The sequence below is a fragment of the Streptomyces sp. NPDC020965 genome, assembly GCF_044333555.1.
GTDB lineage: Bacteria > Actinomycetota > Actinomycetes > Streptomycetales > Streptomycetaceae > Streptomyces.
The window spans coordinates 419,326-432,029 of sequence record NZ_JBIRRE010000002.1; the positions used below are offsets into that span (position 1 = coordinate 419,326).

Sequence of the window (12,704 nt, forward strand, 5' to 3'; positions counted from 1 at the left end):
CCGTGCCCCCGCCGCCGAGGGGCGCCAGCCGCGTCCGCTCCCGGGCCCGGCGATGAGTTCCGGGCCCGGGGGCAGTCACTGTCGTGTGGACACCACACAACCGATCGTCGTACATGTTTCCGGGCGAGTGACCCGGGACGACATACCTCGCCTCTGCGCGGAGTTGATCCGACGCCTCGCCGACGCCCCCGCCACTGAGGCGATCTACGATGTGGGCGCGCTGGCCCCGGCCGATCTGGCCGCCGTCGACGCGCTCGCCCGGCTGCGGCTCACCGCCCGCAGACGGGGGTGTCGCCTCCACCTCCGCTCGGCCACCCCGGAACTGCTGGCCCTCCTCGCCCTGGTCGGGCTGGCCGAAACCCCGGCGGGTCTCATCGAGACGGAGTGAAAGCACCGCACCCACACAGCGGCGCCGGCCCCCGCGACCCCATGAGCCCGCGCCCCCGCGACCCCACGAGAAGGGCCTATGCCTCCCCCTTCGCCAGCCGCGCCGGCAGATCGAAGAGCGGGAACCAGCGTTCGGTGTCGAGGAAGGAATTGATCCCCGCGATCTTGCCGTCGCGGATCTCCATGACCATCAGCGCCCACGGCACATGCCCGTCGCCGTCCTCCGCCGCGTGGTAGTGGGCGAACGCGGGCATCCCATTGGCCACGGTCGGCACGAGCCGCGAACCCCGGCACACCGAACCCACGCCCAGCATCCAGCCGACGATGTTCTCGTGGCCCTGGAGCCACAGGTCGTACGGGGGCATGGAGAGGGTGGCGTCGTCATGGAGCACCGCGGTCAGCGCGACCATGTCATACCCCTCGAAGGCGGCGACATAGCGCTCCAGCAGCTTCCGCTGCTCGTCGTCGAGCGGATTGGACGCATCGCTCGCCGCGGGTGGTGACTCGGCGAGGGTCGCCCGGGCCCGCTGGAGCGCGCTGTTGACCGAGGCGACCGACGTGTCCAGCAGCTCCGCGACCTCCTGGGCCTTCCACGCCAGCACCTCGCGCAGGATCAGCACCGCGCGCTGCTTCGGCGGCAGGTGCTGCAGCGCGGCGACGAACGCCAGCCGGATCGTCTCGCGCTCCACCGCGCGCTCAGCGGGGTCGGCGACCGACGGCAGCACCCGTCCGTCCGGCACCGGCTCCAGCCAGGTGGCTTCCGGACGGGCGCTGAGCTGTGCCTGGGCGACCGGTGTCGGGCCCGACAGATCCATCGGGCGGGCCCGACGATTGCCCGCGTTCAACATGTCGAGACAGACGTTCGTCGCGATGCGGTACAGCCAGGATCGCAGCGACGAACGTCCCTCGAACTTCTCGAAACTCCGCCAGGCGCGGACCATGGTGTCCTGGACGGCGTCCTCCGCCTCGAAGGACGAACCGAGCATGCGGTAGCAGTAGCCGGTCAGCTCTCTGCGATACCGCTCCAGCTCGGAGTCGAGATTCTGTGTTGTCGCCAGATCACTCATCGGATCCACCCCTGTATCCCTTTGGCACCAGCCCTTGGGAACCTACAGCAGACCACTGACAACAGACTCAGGTTCCCGGCTTACGCCCCCAGACGTAGACGTCGTCACCATTGCTCAGCAGATTCCAGTAAGTCTTCGCCTCGGCGGGGCGCATGTTGACGCAACCCGCCGAACCCGGCGGATTCCACATCGACTTCGTCGTGGAATGGAACGCCTGACCGCCGTCGAAGAACTGCGCGTACGGCATCTTCACCTTGTATATCGACGACACATGGTCGATATTCCGCCAATAGATCTTCTTCGCGCCGGTCCTGGTCTCGCTGCCGTCCTTGCCGGTACGCACCGGGACCGGACCGAACTTCAGCGTTCTGCCGTCCTGGATCCAGCTCAGCTGCCGGGTCAGGTCCACACAGGCGATCCGGCCCTTGTTCGTCGGGCAGTTGCCCGCCGCGTTCGGATTCTTCTTCGCGGCCCGCTGCTGAAGGATCGTGTTCATCGTCTGCCACGTCAGCGAACCGGCGTAACCGGCCGACGGCGTGATGCCGTGCAGCGTCTGGAAGGCCCGGATCGCCTTGCAGTCGTTGACCGACTGTCTCCCGTCCACCGTCCGCCCGAGGAACTTCTCCACCTGCTTCTGGTACGGGCCGGTCCCCGATGTGCACGCGGGCGCCGCCTGGGCCGTGCCGCCGCCGACGGCCATGGTCAGCGGGACCAGCAGCCCGGTCAGACCCAGCGTGATCCCCGCCCGTCCGCCGAAGCGCCGTACCCCACGCGCCCGTTCTGTCCCTCGTGTCCCGTCTGTCTCGACTCCCACGGTTCCCACTCCCCTCCGCACGGCCCCCGTACGAGTGCACAGGGTCAGCTCGTTGGACGCTCCTGGCATCGGGGCGGTTGTACCGGGCCGTGTACCGAAACGGCAACCGGGCCGGCGCCCGCCGTCAGTGCTGGGCCGCCACCACGAGGCTGCGCCGCTCGGCGCGCGCCACCCGGGTCCCGTACAGCGTGATCGAGACGACGCCGACCACCGCGAGCAGCCCGAGCCCGACCGTGCCCGCCCAGCCACCGGAGTGGAAGGCGATCGCGCCGAGCGTGCCACCCACGCTGCTGCCCAGGTAGTACGCGGACTGGTACAGCGCCGACGCCTGCGCGCGGCCCGTGGTCGCCGTCCGGCTCACCGAGGAGGAGGCCACCGCGTGACCGGCGAAGAAGCCCGCCGTGATCAGCACCAGGCCCAGCAGTACGGCGGTGAGCGCGTCGGCCAGCGACAGCAGCAGTCCGGCCGCGGTCGTGGTCACCGCCAGATAGAGCGCCCCGCGCCGCCCGAGCCTGCCGACCAACCGGCCGGCCGCCGCCGAGGAGACCGTACCGACGAGATAGACCAGGAAGATCGAGCCGATGACACCCGGCGGAAGGTTGAACGGCGCCGCGACCAGCCGGTAGCCGATCACCGTGTAGACCGCGCCGAACACCGTCATGAAGAGGGCGCCGATCGCGTACAGCCGCAGCAGCAGCGGATCGGCGAGATGACCGCGCACGGTGGTCAGCAGCGCCTTCGGGCTCAGCGTCCCGGGGGTGAAGTGCCGCGCCTTCGGCAGCAGCAGCCGGAAGGCCACCGCACCGATCAGCGCCAGCAGACCCACCGCGGCGAGCCCCGCGCGCCAGCCCCAGAGCTGCGCCGCCCAGCCGGTGACGATCCGGCCGCTCATCCCGCCGATGCTGTTGCCCGCCACGAAGAGCCCGATGGCGGCGATCAGCGCCCGCGGCCTGACCTCCTCGGCGAGATACGCCATCGCCGACGCGGGGAGTCCGGCCAGCGCGGCGCCCTGGATCGCGCGCAGCGCCACCAACCACTCCAGATTCGGTGCGAACGGCACCAACAGTCCGACGACGACCGCGACGGAGAGGGAGGCGGTCATCAGGGTGCGCCGTCCGAAGCGCTCGGAGAGCGCGCTCAGCGGCAGGACGAACAGGGCCAGTGCGCCCGTCGCGGCGGAGACCGTCCAACTCGCCGCCGACGCACTCACACCGAAGTCGGCGGAGACGGCGGGCAGCAGTGCCTGTGTGGAGTAGAGGAGGGCGAAGGCGGCCATACCGGCCGCGAAGAGCGCGAGGCTCATGCGGCGGTAGCCGGGGCGGCCGGGGGAGAGGTGTTCGGAAGCGTCGGCGGAGACGGCGCCCACCGGAGTGGACGCCTTGGTACTGGCAGCAGGCATGGTTCGAACGTACGGCCCAAGCTTTAAATGCGTCCAATGCATGAACCGGCCATAATCGTTCCCATGACGCATAACCCCAGCTCACAGCCGCGGCTGTCACAGGGCAGTTACGAAGAAGACATGGCGGCGCTGCTCGCACCCCGTCTCGCGTACTTCGCCGGAGTCGCCCGCCACGAACATGTGACCCGCGCCGCACTGGACATGGGAGTGCCCCAGTCGACCCTCTCCCGGGCGATGGTCCGACTGGAGCGCGACCTCGGGGTGGCGCTCTTCGCCCGCAAGGGCCGCACGGTCTCGCTCACCCCGGCCGGCCGCACCTTCCTCCGCTCGGTGGAGCGTGCGCTGGGCGAGGTCGAACGGGCGGCCGACGCGGTACGGGCCGACGCCGACCCCCGGGCCGGCAAGGTGGCCTTCGGGTTTCTGCACACCATGGGGTCGGAGACCGTGCCCGGACTGTTGCGGGCCTTCCGCGCCGACCATCCGAAGATCCGCTTCACGCTGGTGCAGAACTACGGCGAGGCGATGCTCGGCGGACTGCGCACCGGCGAACTCGACCTCTGCCTCACCTCACCCGTGCCGGACGCCCCCGATCTGGTCGCCCGCCGCCTCGACGAACAGCGGCTGCGGCTGGTGGTACCGGACGACCACCGCCTCGCCGGCCGCCGTCGGGTCCGGCTCGCGGAGGCCGCCGACGAGGTCTTCGTCACCCTCGAACCGGGGTACGGGCTGCGCCGGATCACCGATGACCTCTGCGCCGCGGCGGGCTTCACCCCGAGGGTGGCCTTCGAGGGCGAGGAGGCGGAGACCCTGCGCGGACTGGTGGCGGCCGGACTCGGCGTCGCGCTGCTGCCGCCGCCCGCCGTGGCGCGCCCCGGTGTCGTGGAGCTGACGGTGACCGCGCCCCGGGCGGTCCGGGAGATCGGGGTGGCTTGGCTGGACGGCCATCCGGACACCGCCCCGGTGGCCGCCTTCAAGAAGTTCCTGCTCTCCCGCCGGGGGCGGCTGCTACCCGAGTGAGACCCCCGACCGGTCGGTACGCGAGTGAGACCCCCGACCGGTCGGTACCGCACCGGAGCGAGCCGGCCCCCGGCCGCCCGCAACCGCCCGGCTGCCCGCCCGTGCCGGCCGCCCGCAACCGCTCGGCCGTCCACCCGCGCCGGCCGCTCCGTCTGCTCGCTCCGCCCGGTCAGTGCCGGAGCGATTTGCCGAAGCCCGCCGCCAGCGGCATCCGCAGCCCCAGCGGCGGCGGCGCGGCCAGCGCGTCCGCCACCGGGCGGGCGTACGGATGGGGGAAGAAGGAGCCCAGCACGAAGTCCGTCGCCAGGGCGAGGACTTCGGGGTGGTGCTGACGCAGCGCGTTCCCGTCCGTGTGCACCTCGAACCGGCATATGTTCCGGTTGATCTTCTTGGCGCGCTCCGCGAGCCGGTACGACAGCTCCGGATCGGTCCGGGCGTCATTGGTGCCGTGCACGATCAGCACCCGCCGGCCCACCAACTGCTTCACCGGCTCGAGTTCGGCAGCGCCGTCGTCGTCCGGCAGCCAGGGCGCCATCGCCAGTACGGAGTCGACGGCCGGATGGTCCGCCGCCTGCAGCGCCGCCCGGCCGCCGAGGCCGTGGCCCGCGAGGCAGACCGGTACGTCCCCGTAGCGCCGGGTCACCTCCTCCACCGCCCAGGACGCGTCCGCCGCGAGCCGCGCGTCCGCGCCGTTCCAGCCGCGGCAGGCGTAGTGCACCGAGTGCACCACCAGCCCGTCGCCCCGCCCCGCCCGCGCCAGCGCCCGCCCGAGCGGCAGGGTCCGCGCGTACGAGAAGGGGGAAGGGGTGCGCAACGACTCCGGCTCCCCGTCCGGGAGCAGCAGCACCACCGCCCCCACCCCACTGTCGACGGGACCGTCCGAGCGCCCGCCGTACGTCCGGCTCAGCCGGGGCTCTCGGTTCACCGCTGTCGCCTCACGATCGCCGGAACGTCCCCGCCAGGGGGCATTGCACGCAGTGCCATGCCAGAACAGTCTCAGAAGTACGGGTGTACGCCACCCTTCCGCGCGATCACTGTTACGTATCGACCAGGGGCGCTCTACGCGCGTAGGGGCTAGAGTGCGCAGATGACGAGCCAGACCCTCAATACGCCCACGGCGGACCAGATCCGACGCGCTCCGAAGGTGCTCCTCCACGACCATCTCGACGGCGGGCTGCGTCCGGGCACGATCATCGAAATCGCCCGGTCCATCGGCTACGAAGCGCTCCCCGAGACCGAACCCGACAAGCTGGGCGTCTGGTTCCGCGACGCCGCCGACTCCGGCTCGCTGGAGCGCTATCTGGAGACCTTCGCGCACACCTGCGCCGTCATGCAGAGCCGCGAGGCGCTCTTCCGGGTCGCCGCCGAATGCGCCGAGGACCTCGCCCAGGACGGGGTGGTGTACGCGGAGGTGCGGTACGCCCCCGAACAGCACCTGGAGGGCGGACTCACCCTCGAAGAGGTCGTCGAGGCCGTCAACGACGGCTTCCGCGAGGGCGAGCGGATCGCCCGGGAGAGCGGTCACCGCATCCGGGTCGGCGGACTCCTCACCGCCATGCGCCACGCGGCCCGTGCGCTGGAGATCGCCGAACTCGCCAACCGCTACCGGGACCAGGGCGTCGTCGGCTTCGACATCGCGGGTGCCGAGGCGGGCTTCCCGCCCACCCGTCACCTCGACGCGTTTGAGTACCTCAAGCGCGAGAACAACCACTTCACCATCCACGCGGGCGAGGCGTTCGGGCTGCCGTCGATCTGGCAGGCGCTCCAGTGGTGCGGCGCCGACCGCCTCGGCCACGGCGTGCGCATCGTCGATGACATCGAGGTGGCCGGTGACGGGGAGGTGCGGCTCGGCCGGCTCGCCGCCTATGTCCGGGACAAGCGCATCCCGCTGGAGCTGTGCCCGACCTCCAACCTCCAGACCGGTGCGGCCGACTCCTATGCCGAGCACCCCATCGGACTGCTGCGCAAACTGCATTTCAGGGCCACCGTCAACACCGACAACCGGTTGCAGGGCGCCACCAGCCTGAGCCGTGAATTCGAGCATTTGACCGAGGCTTTCGGATACACGCTCGAAGACATGCAGTGGTTCACCGTCAATGCGATGAAGTCGTCGTTCATTCCTTTCGATGAAAGACTGGCGATGATCAATGACGTCATCAAGCCCGGATATGCCGAGCTGAAATCCGAATGGTTGTTCCGGCAGACCGCCACGACCAGCGATTCTTCTCCAGAGGAGAGCTGATCCTACTAATTCCGGAGCGGTCGGGAGCGTCAACACCCGGCCGCTCCGAGGTGTTTGCCACGTCAGTGGCGGGATGGCTAACTTGCGGGGCCGCTCCATTTCCCCTCCCAAGGACACCCCTGATGAAGCAGTCTGCTGCCAAGACTCTCGGTGCTGCCGCTCTCGGCGCCGCTTTCGCCGTCGGTGCCGCCGGCGCGGCCTCGGCCGAGCCCGCCGCCCTCCCCGACTCCGCCACCTCGCTCGACACCATCACCGGCCTGGTGCCCGCCCAGGGACTGCTGAAGAAGCTCCCGGCCGGCGGCCCCGAGACCGTCGCGGGCGTGCAGGCCGCTCTCATCGAAAGCGCGGCCACCCTGCCCGGCACCCTCCAGACCGCCGGGCAGCGGGCGCTCGCCCCCGAGAGCCCCACCGAGGTCGTCACCGCCCTGCTCGGCGGTCTGCCGGTCGACAGCCTGACGAAGGGCCTGCCGGCGGTGCCGAAGGCGCCCGCCAAGGGACTGGGCCTCGCCTGACGCGACCGTCCGCCGTCTGCTTCCCCCCTGAACGGCTGACCCGCCGCACGGCGCGATCGTGGGGCGTACACCCCCGAGCGGGGTGTACGCCCCACTCGCATGTGCCGGTCGGGATGCCGGGGGCTACCAGGCGGCGGTCCTGGCGGTGCGCTCGGACGGCAGGAAGATCCAGAGCGCCAGATAGAGCAGGAACTGCGGTCCCGGCAGCAGGCAGGAGACCAGGAAGATCACTCGCATCGTCTTGGCGGATGTACCGAAGCGCCGTGCCAGCGCCGCGCACACTCCACCGATCATGCGTCCTTCGCTGGGGCGGACAAGTGCGGCCATGGTGGGCTCCTTCGCGGACGTTCGTGGACTCGTTCATGAATCCGGTACTGGATTCGATACGTCCATGGTCCGCCGCCAACCGGGACAAAGCATCGCTCTACGGTGCGATGCCGACCCTGGTAATCGTCGGGGTGGACCCCTGAGCGGCGTCCTCCCTGAGTACCCGGGGGCTCTCGTCCTCCGGCCCCCCACCCTTACGGGTCCCCGGACCCCGTCCCCGCCCACCGGGTGTGGGGTACAGCCGGTGCCGGCGCAGCCGCGCCCGGCCCATCGGCACGACCGCCAGATGAGCGATCACCACCCCGGACGTGTTCAGCAACAGCGAGTCGACATCGAGCACCCGCCCCGGCACCCCGGTCTGGAGCAGCTCGATTCCCAGCGACAGCAGCGCTCCGGCCGCGACCGTACGAGCCAGGGACACCCAGGGAGAGGCCATCAGCCTGCCGCCCGCCATGGGCAGCAGCACGCCCAGCGGCGCCAGCAGCAGCAGCCCGCCGCCGATCCGGCGCAGTGCCTCCGGCGGGCCGAGCGCCAATTGGGCCCTGATCCCGGCGAGCGGTTCCAGATTCGCGGCCGTCACCCAGGGCACGTCCAGCGGGCGCAGCGTCAGCCATCCGACGATGAGCAAGTGCGCGAGGAGGAGGAGAGCCCCCGCCACGCGCAAGCGGATGGCGGCACTGCCGCCCGAACTGTGACGCTGCACGACCCCGTAGACGCTTTTCGCGCGCGAAACGGTTCCGCTCGTATTTTCCTCCGGAGGAGTACCTAGGTCGTGTCCCGGACACGACCTAGGGGGCCGAGGGGCTCGCGGCGGGCGACGGCAGTGCGGTGTACGTCGGTACGGGGCCGCGCGGGCGGTCTTTGATCGCCTCGGAACAGGTGTACCCCCGGGGCGGGTACTCCCCGGGTCCGCCCAGCACCACCGCACCGCCCGGAGCCGCTGCCCGGCTCTCCGCGAAGGTGCAGACGATCTGCGCGAGCGCCGTCGTCGGCAGGTCCTCGGGCTGACGGCTCAGCCGCAGCGTTCCCTCGGGATCGCCCTGCCGGGGGCCGCTGATCATCATCGGCCCCCGTACGGCGGTGTCGAAACCGGCCTCGCGCTCCGCGTCCGACGGTTCCACCCGCAACTGCGCGAGCAGCGCCTGCGCCACCCGTACCCGGCCCTCGTCCCCCGCCACCATCGGCAGGTCGGCGGTACGGTCCACCGACTTCAGCTGTGAGGCGCAGGCCAGGTAGACCCGTACGGGCATGGTCTCGGGGCGCGACTGGGCGAAGTTCGCGCCGGTCGTCTCGCACGGCACCCGGGGCGGGGCGGGACCGGCGTCCACCGGTACCTGGGTGGTCCGGATTCCGCAGCCGGTGAGGGTGAGAACACCGCCCAGCAGCCCCACCAGGGCACGTCGGCCGAGGAGCTGTCGTCTCACCGCTCGCCTTCCCTTCCTCGTTCAGGTCCGTGCCCGGCGTCGCGCTCCGGGCCCGGCGCGTGCTGCCCCGCCCCGTCGGACCGGCCGGGCGCGCCGGGGTCATCAGGGGCGTCGGGGTCCGTGGGGCTGTCGGGGTCTTCGGGAGGGAGGCCGTCGTCCAGCGGCAGCCGCAGGACGAACACCGCGCCGTCGCCGTCGGGCGAATTCGCCGCGGTGATGGTGCCACCGTGGATGTGCGCGTTCTCCACGGCGATCGAGAGGCCGAGACCGCTGCCCTCGGAGCGCGGCCGGGAGGCACTGGCCTTGTAGAACCGGTCGAACACATGCGGCAGCACATCGGCGGGAATGCCGGGGCCGTGGTCCCGCACCTCGATCAGCAGTTCGTCGGCGACCGGCCGCACCGACACCCGTACCGGCGAACCGCCGTGTTTGAGCGCGTTGCCGATCAGATTGGCGAGGATCACATCGAGCCGGCGCGGATCGAGCCGCACCATGATCCCGCGCTCGGCGTCCAGGTCCACCGCGTCCAGCCAGGCCCGCGCGTCGATGCAGGCGGTGACCTGGTCGGCCACGTCGACCGTGTCCACGACGAGCCGGGCGGTGCCCGCGTCGAAGCGGGTGACCTCCATCAGGTTCTCCACCAGGTCGCCCAGTCGCCGGGTCTCGCTCACCACGAGATTCACCGCCGGCGCGATCATCGGGTCGAGGTTGTCGACCTCGTCCTCCAGCACCTCCGTCACGGCGGTCAGCGCGGTCAGCGGAGTGCGCAGCTCGTGGGACATATCGGCGACGAAACGGCGGCTGGACTCCTCCCGGGCGCTCATGTCGGCGACCTTCTTCTCCAGCGATTCGGCGGTCTTGTTGAACGTCCTCGCCAATTCGGCGAGTTCGTCCGTGCCGGAGACCCGCAGCCGGGTGTCGAGCTTGCCCTCCCCGAGTCGTCGCGCCGCCTCGCCGAGCCGGTGCACCGGCTTCAGCACCGTCGTCGCGGCGGCCTGGGCGAGGAGGGCCGAGCCGACGAGCGCCAGCGCGGTCGCGATCCCCAGCGACCAGGCCAGCGCGTTGAGGTCCTCGCGCTCCTGGTCCAGCGACTTGAACAGATAGCCGGTCGGCCCGCCGCCCACGATCCGGGTGCCGCCCACCAGGTAGGGCTCGCCGTAGCGTTCCACCCGCTGCCAGTAGAGGTGGTACGGGGCGGTGTTGCCCGCCCCCACCTGCTGCGGGTCGTTCACCGCCTCCACGAGACGACCGGGTATGTCGCCGAAGGTGAAGCGGTCCCCCACGGAGGTGACGACGACCGGGTCGCCGCTGGCGCGGTCGTCGACCAGCAGCACGCCGTAGCCGGCCTTGCCGTGGGCCATCTCGTCCGCCGCTTCCTGGAGTTCGCCACGGGTCGGACGGAGCGGCAGGACCGCGGGGCCGCCCTGCATCTCCTTGCGGAAGGCGTCGAGCGCGGAGTCCTGGGTGCGGGTGAGCAGCGCCTCGCGGTTGAGCCAGTACGCGATGCCCGAAGCGGACACGGCCGCCGTCAGCGCCACCACGGCGAACACCACGACCAGCCGGAGCCGGAGACTGGTCCAGCGGAGTCCGGCGAGGAGGACGCGCTTCGCGGCCCCGCTCACCGAGGAGTGCCCATCGGAAGACCCGCCGAGCCGGTCGAGCCCGCTGAGCCGGTCGAGCCCGCTGAGGGGCCGGGGGATCCATAGGGCCCACGGGGTCCCGGGACCGTGCGTGTCACTGCGGAACGTCCAGCCGGTAGCCCACCCCGCGCACCGTACGGATCAGCGTCGGCGAGGACGGCACATCCTCCACCTTCGCCCGCAGCCGCTGGACACAGGCGTCCACCAGCCGGGAGTCGCCGAGGTAGTCGTGCTCCCAGACCAGCCGCAGTAGTTGCTGGCGGGACAGGGCCTGCCCCGGCCGCCGGCTCAGCTCCAGCAGAAGACGCAGCTCGGTCGGCGTGAGCTGGAGATCCTCGCCGTTCTTGGTGACGGTCATGGCGGAGCGGTCGATCATCAGGGATCCGAAGGTGGCGGAGTCGGTGGATTCCCGCTCCCCCCGGCGCAGCACGGCGCGGATACGGGCGTCCAGCACCCGGCCCTGTACGGGTTTGACCACATAGTCATCGGCTCCTGACTCCAGGCCCACCACGACGTCGATGTCGTCGCTGCGGGCGGTCAGCAGAATGATCGGCAACTGGTCGGTGCGTCTGATGCGGCGGCACACCTCGAAACCGTCGATCCCGGGCAGCATCACATCCAGCACGATCAGGTCCGGCCGCTGCTCGCGCAGCAGTTTCAGGCCGTCCTCGCCCGTCGCCGCGGTGGCCACACGGTGGCCCTGGCGGGACAGGGAGAGTTCGAGGGCCGTGCGGATGGCGTCGTCGTCCTCGATCAGCAACAGGAAAGGCACGGGGGTCATTCTGGCCCATGGCCGTGGCGGAGTTCGACCGGTGCGCCGCTCCCACCGGGCTCCCGCGTGCGCTCCGTCCCCGCCCATCCCCTGTGACAGCCCTGTGACAGTCGGGGGACACCGCCATGAAACTGCCTCGGCAAGCTTCTGACCACGGACCGAAACACACTCCACTCGACGGGGGGCGCGAGATGAACGCACTGCACAGCACGACCTCAAGCGCGGTTGTCACACGTCTCCACGACGTCGGGCGGGTCACCGAGAAGTCCGGTGCCGTGAACGGACGGGGGTGCGTCCGCGGCACCGGGCGTCAGCACAAGCCGTCGTACATGACGGTGGTTGACGCCGGTGCGGGGGTCGGCGGTACGGGGGCGTACAGGGAGAGCGGCGTCGGGTCCGCGGTGCCGGAGAGTCGGGTGGGCTCGCCGGCACCGAAGGACACCGGACTGTCGGAGGCGGAGTTCACCGCCTACGTAGAACAGCGCCGCTCTTCCCTGTACGCGACCGCCTACCACCTCACCGGCGATCGGTTCGAGGCCGAGGACCTGCTCCAGAGCGCGCTGTTCTCGACCTACCGCGCCTGGGACCGGATCAGCGACAAGGCGGCGGTCGGGGGCTATCTCCGCCGCACCATGACCAATCTGCACATCAGCGCCTGGCGCCGGCGCAAGCTCAACGAGTACCCCACGGAGGAGCTGCCGGAGACGGCGAGCGACACCGACGCGATGCGGGGTACGGAGCTGCGGGCGGTGCTCTGGCAGGCGCTGGCCAGGCTGCCCGAACTCCAGCGGACGATGCTGGTCCTGCGGTACTACGAGGGCCGGACCGACCCGGAGATCGCGGAAATCCTGGACATCAGTGTCGGCACGGTGAAGTCGAGCATCTGGCGGTCGCTCCGCCGGATGCGTGAGGACGAGGTCCTCAGCTTCGGCCGTGACGAGGAAGAGTCCTTCGGCGAGCTGGTGGCCTGAGGGCACGGGGGAGAACCAGTGGGGGGACGGCGTCTCGGGGGAGACGGCGGACGCTGGGGGGTACGGGGGTACGGGGGTACGGGGGTACGGGGTCGGGGGACCCGAGCCGCCATGTGCGGTGTAAATAAAGGG

Annotated in this window: 14 protein-coding genes; 5 read left to right on the top strand and 9 right to left on the bottom strand. The window is 70.8% G+C overall.

All coding sequences use genetic code 11. From position 1 onward, the window contains the following. The first annotated feature begins 85 nt into the window (after positions 1 to 85). Positions 86 to 388, top strand: coding sequence for an STAS domain-containing protein (locus ACH4S7_RS08755; protein WP_398520382.1), 303 nt, complete (start codon positions 86 to 88; stop codon positions 386 to 388). 76 nt (positions 389 to 464) lie between these two features. On the opposite strand, the gene ACH4S7_RS08760 is transcribed toward ACH4S7_RS08755, so the two are convergent. The 3 genes from ACH4S7_RS08760 to ACH4S7_RS08770 form a co-directional block, all read right to left on the bottom strand. Then, the gene (locus tag ACH4S7_RS08760) at positions 465 to 1,454 is read right to left on the bottom strand and encodes a sigma-70 family RNA polymerase sigma factor (protein ID WP_398520383.1); all 990 of its coding nucleotides are present in this window, start codon (positions 1,452 to 1,454) and stop codon (positions 465 to 467) included. Positions 1,455 to 1,521: 67 nt separating this feature from the next. Beyond that, positions 1,522 to 2,154, bottom strand: coding sequence for a L,D-transpeptidase (locus tag ACH4S7_RS08765; protein ID WP_398520715.1), 633 nt, complete (start codon positions 2,152 to 2,154; stop codon positions 1,522 to 1,524). A 238-nt stretch (positions 2,155 to 2,392) separates the two neighbouring features. Then, positions 2,393 to 3,667, bottom strand: a complete 1,275-nt coding sequence (locus tag ACH4S7_RS08770) for an MFS transporter (RefSeq protein ID WP_398520384.1) — start codon at positions 3,665 to 3,667, stop codon at positions 2,393 to 2,395. Positions 3,668 to 3,730: 63 nt separating this feature from the next. On the opposite strand from ACH4S7_RS08770, the gene ACH4S7_RS08775 reads away from it, so the two are divergent. Next, positions 3,731 to 4,684 carry a LysR family transcriptional regulator gene (locus ACH4S7_RS08775; RefSeq protein ID WP_398520385.1) on the top strand — a complete coding sequence of 318 codons (954 nt, stop codon included), beginning with the start codon at positions 3,731 to 3,733 and terminating at the stop codon, positions 4,682 to 4,684. Between the two features lie 169 nt (positions 4,685 to 4,853). Here the strand turns inward: ACH4S7_RS08775 and ACH4S7_RS08780 are convergent, their stop codons facing one another. After that, positions 4,854 to 5,534, bottom strand: coding sequence for an alpha/beta hydrolase (locus ACH4S7_RS08780; protein ID WP_398520716.1), 681 nt, complete (start codon positions 5,532 to 5,534; stop codon positions 4,854 to 4,856). 237 nt (positions 5,535 to 5,771) lie between these two features. Between ACH4S7_RS08780 and ACH4S7_RS08785 the strand changes: the two genes are divergently transcribed. Further along, complete coding sequence (locus tag ACH4S7_RS08785) at positions 5,772 to 6,926, top strand: adenosine deaminase (protein ID WP_398520386.1); 1,155 nt, start codon at positions 5,772 to 5,774, stop codon at positions 6,924 to 6,926. A gap of 122 nt (positions 6,927 to 7,048) precedes the next feature. Next, positions 7,049 to 7,438, top strand: a complete 390-nt coding sequence (locus ACH4S7_RS08790; protein ID WP_398520387.1) for an ATP-binding protein — start codon at positions 7,049 to 7,051, stop codon at positions 7,436 to 7,438. A 123-nt stretch (positions 7,439 to 7,561) separates the two neighbouring features. On the opposite strand, the gene ACH4S7_RS08795 is transcribed toward ACH4S7_RS08790, so the two are convergent. The 5 genes from ACH4S7_RS08795 to afsQ1 all read right to left on the bottom strand — a co-directional run bounded on the left by ACH4S7_RS08795 (position 7,562) and on the right by afsQ1 (position 11,601). Continuing rightward, positions 7,562 to 7,765, bottom strand: coding sequence for a PspC domain-containing protein (locus ACH4S7_RS08795; RefSeq protein WP_398520388.1), 204 nt, complete (start codon positions 7,763 to 7,765; stop codon positions 7,562 to 7,564). Positions 7,766 to 7,862: 97 nt separating this feature from the next. Further along, the gene (locus ACH4S7_RS08800) at positions 7,863 to 8,423 is read right to left on the bottom strand and encodes a VanZ family protein (RefSeq protein WP_398520389.1); all 561 of its coding nucleotides are present in this window, start codon (positions 8,421 to 8,423) and stop codon (positions 7,863 to 7,865) included. Between the two features lie 130 nt (positions 8,424 to 8,553). Next, positions 8,554 to 9,189: a hypothetical protein gene (locus ACH4S7_RS08805; protein ID WP_398520390.1), complete on the bottom strand. Its 636-nt coding sequence runs from the start codon at positions 9,187 to 9,189 to the stop codon at positions 8,554 to 8,556. Next, the gene (locus ACH4S7_RS08810; RefSeq protein ID WP_398520391.1) at positions 9,186 to 10,811 is read right to left on the bottom strand and encodes an ATP-binding protein; all 1,626 of its coding nucleotides are present in this window, start codon (positions 10,809 to 10,811) and stop codon (positions 9,186 to 9,188) included. Before ACH4S7_RS08810 ends, ACH4S7_RS08805 begins: the two co-directional genes overlap by 4 nt. A 112-nt stretch (positions 10,812 to 10,923) precedes the next feature. Further along, complete coding sequence (gene afsQ1 / locus ACH4S7_RS08815; RefSeq protein WP_208545416.1) at positions 10,924 to 11,601, bottom strand: two-component system response regulator AfsQ1; 678 nt, start codon at positions 11,599 to 11,601, stop codon at positions 10,924 to 10,926. 191 nt (positions 11,602 to 11,792) lie between these two features. Here afsQ1 and ACH4S7_RS08820 point away from each other — a divergent pair, with 191 nt between their 5' ends. Then, positions 11,793 to 12,572 carry a SigE family RNA polymerase sigma factor gene (locus ACH4S7_RS08820; protein ID WP_398520392.1) on the top strand — a complete coding sequence of 260 codons (780 nt, stop codon included), beginning with the start codon at positions 11,793 to 11,795 and terminating at the stop codon, positions 12,570 to 12,572. Positions 12,573 to 12,704: the final 132 nt, after the last annotated feature.

What these genes read in the sequence shown, in the direction of transcription:
- ACH4S7_RS08790 (WP_398520387.1), top strand. Translation starts at nt 7,049, where the DNA reads ATGAAGCAGTCTGCTGCCAAGACTCTCGGTGCTGCCGCTCTCGGCGCC.
- ACH4S7_RS08765 (WP_398520715.1), bottom strand. Translation starts at nt 2,154, where the DNA reads ATGGCCGTCGGCGGCGGCACGGCCCAGGCGGCGCCCGCGTGCACATCG.
- ACH4S7_RS08770 (WP_398520384.1), bottom strand. Translation starts at nt 3,667, where the DNA reads ATGCCTGCTGCCAGTACCAAGGCGTCCACTCCGGTGGGCGCCGTCTCC.
- ACH4S7_RS08775 (WP_398520385.1), top strand. Translation starts at nt 3,731, where the DNA reads ATGACGCATAACCCCAGCTCACAGCCGCGGCTGTCACAGGGCAGTTAC.
- ACH4S7_RS08785 (WP_398520386.1), top strand. Translation starts at nt 5,772, where the DNA reads ATGACGAGCCAGACCCTCAATACGCCCACGGCGGACCAGATCCGACGC.
- ACH4S7_RS08760 (WP_398520383.1), bottom strand. Translation starts at nt 1,454, where the DNA reads ATGAGTGATCTGGCGACAACACAGAATCTCGACTCCGAGCTGGAGCGG.
- ACH4S7_RS08820 (WP_398520392.1), top strand. Translation starts at nt 11,793, where the DNA reads ATGAACGCACTGCACAGCACGACCTCAAGCGCGGTTGTCACACGTCTC.
- ACH4S7_RS08795 (WP_398520388.1), bottom strand. Translation starts at nt 7,765, where the DNA reads ATGGCCGCACTTGTCCGCCCCAGCGAAGGACGCATGATCGGTGGAGTG.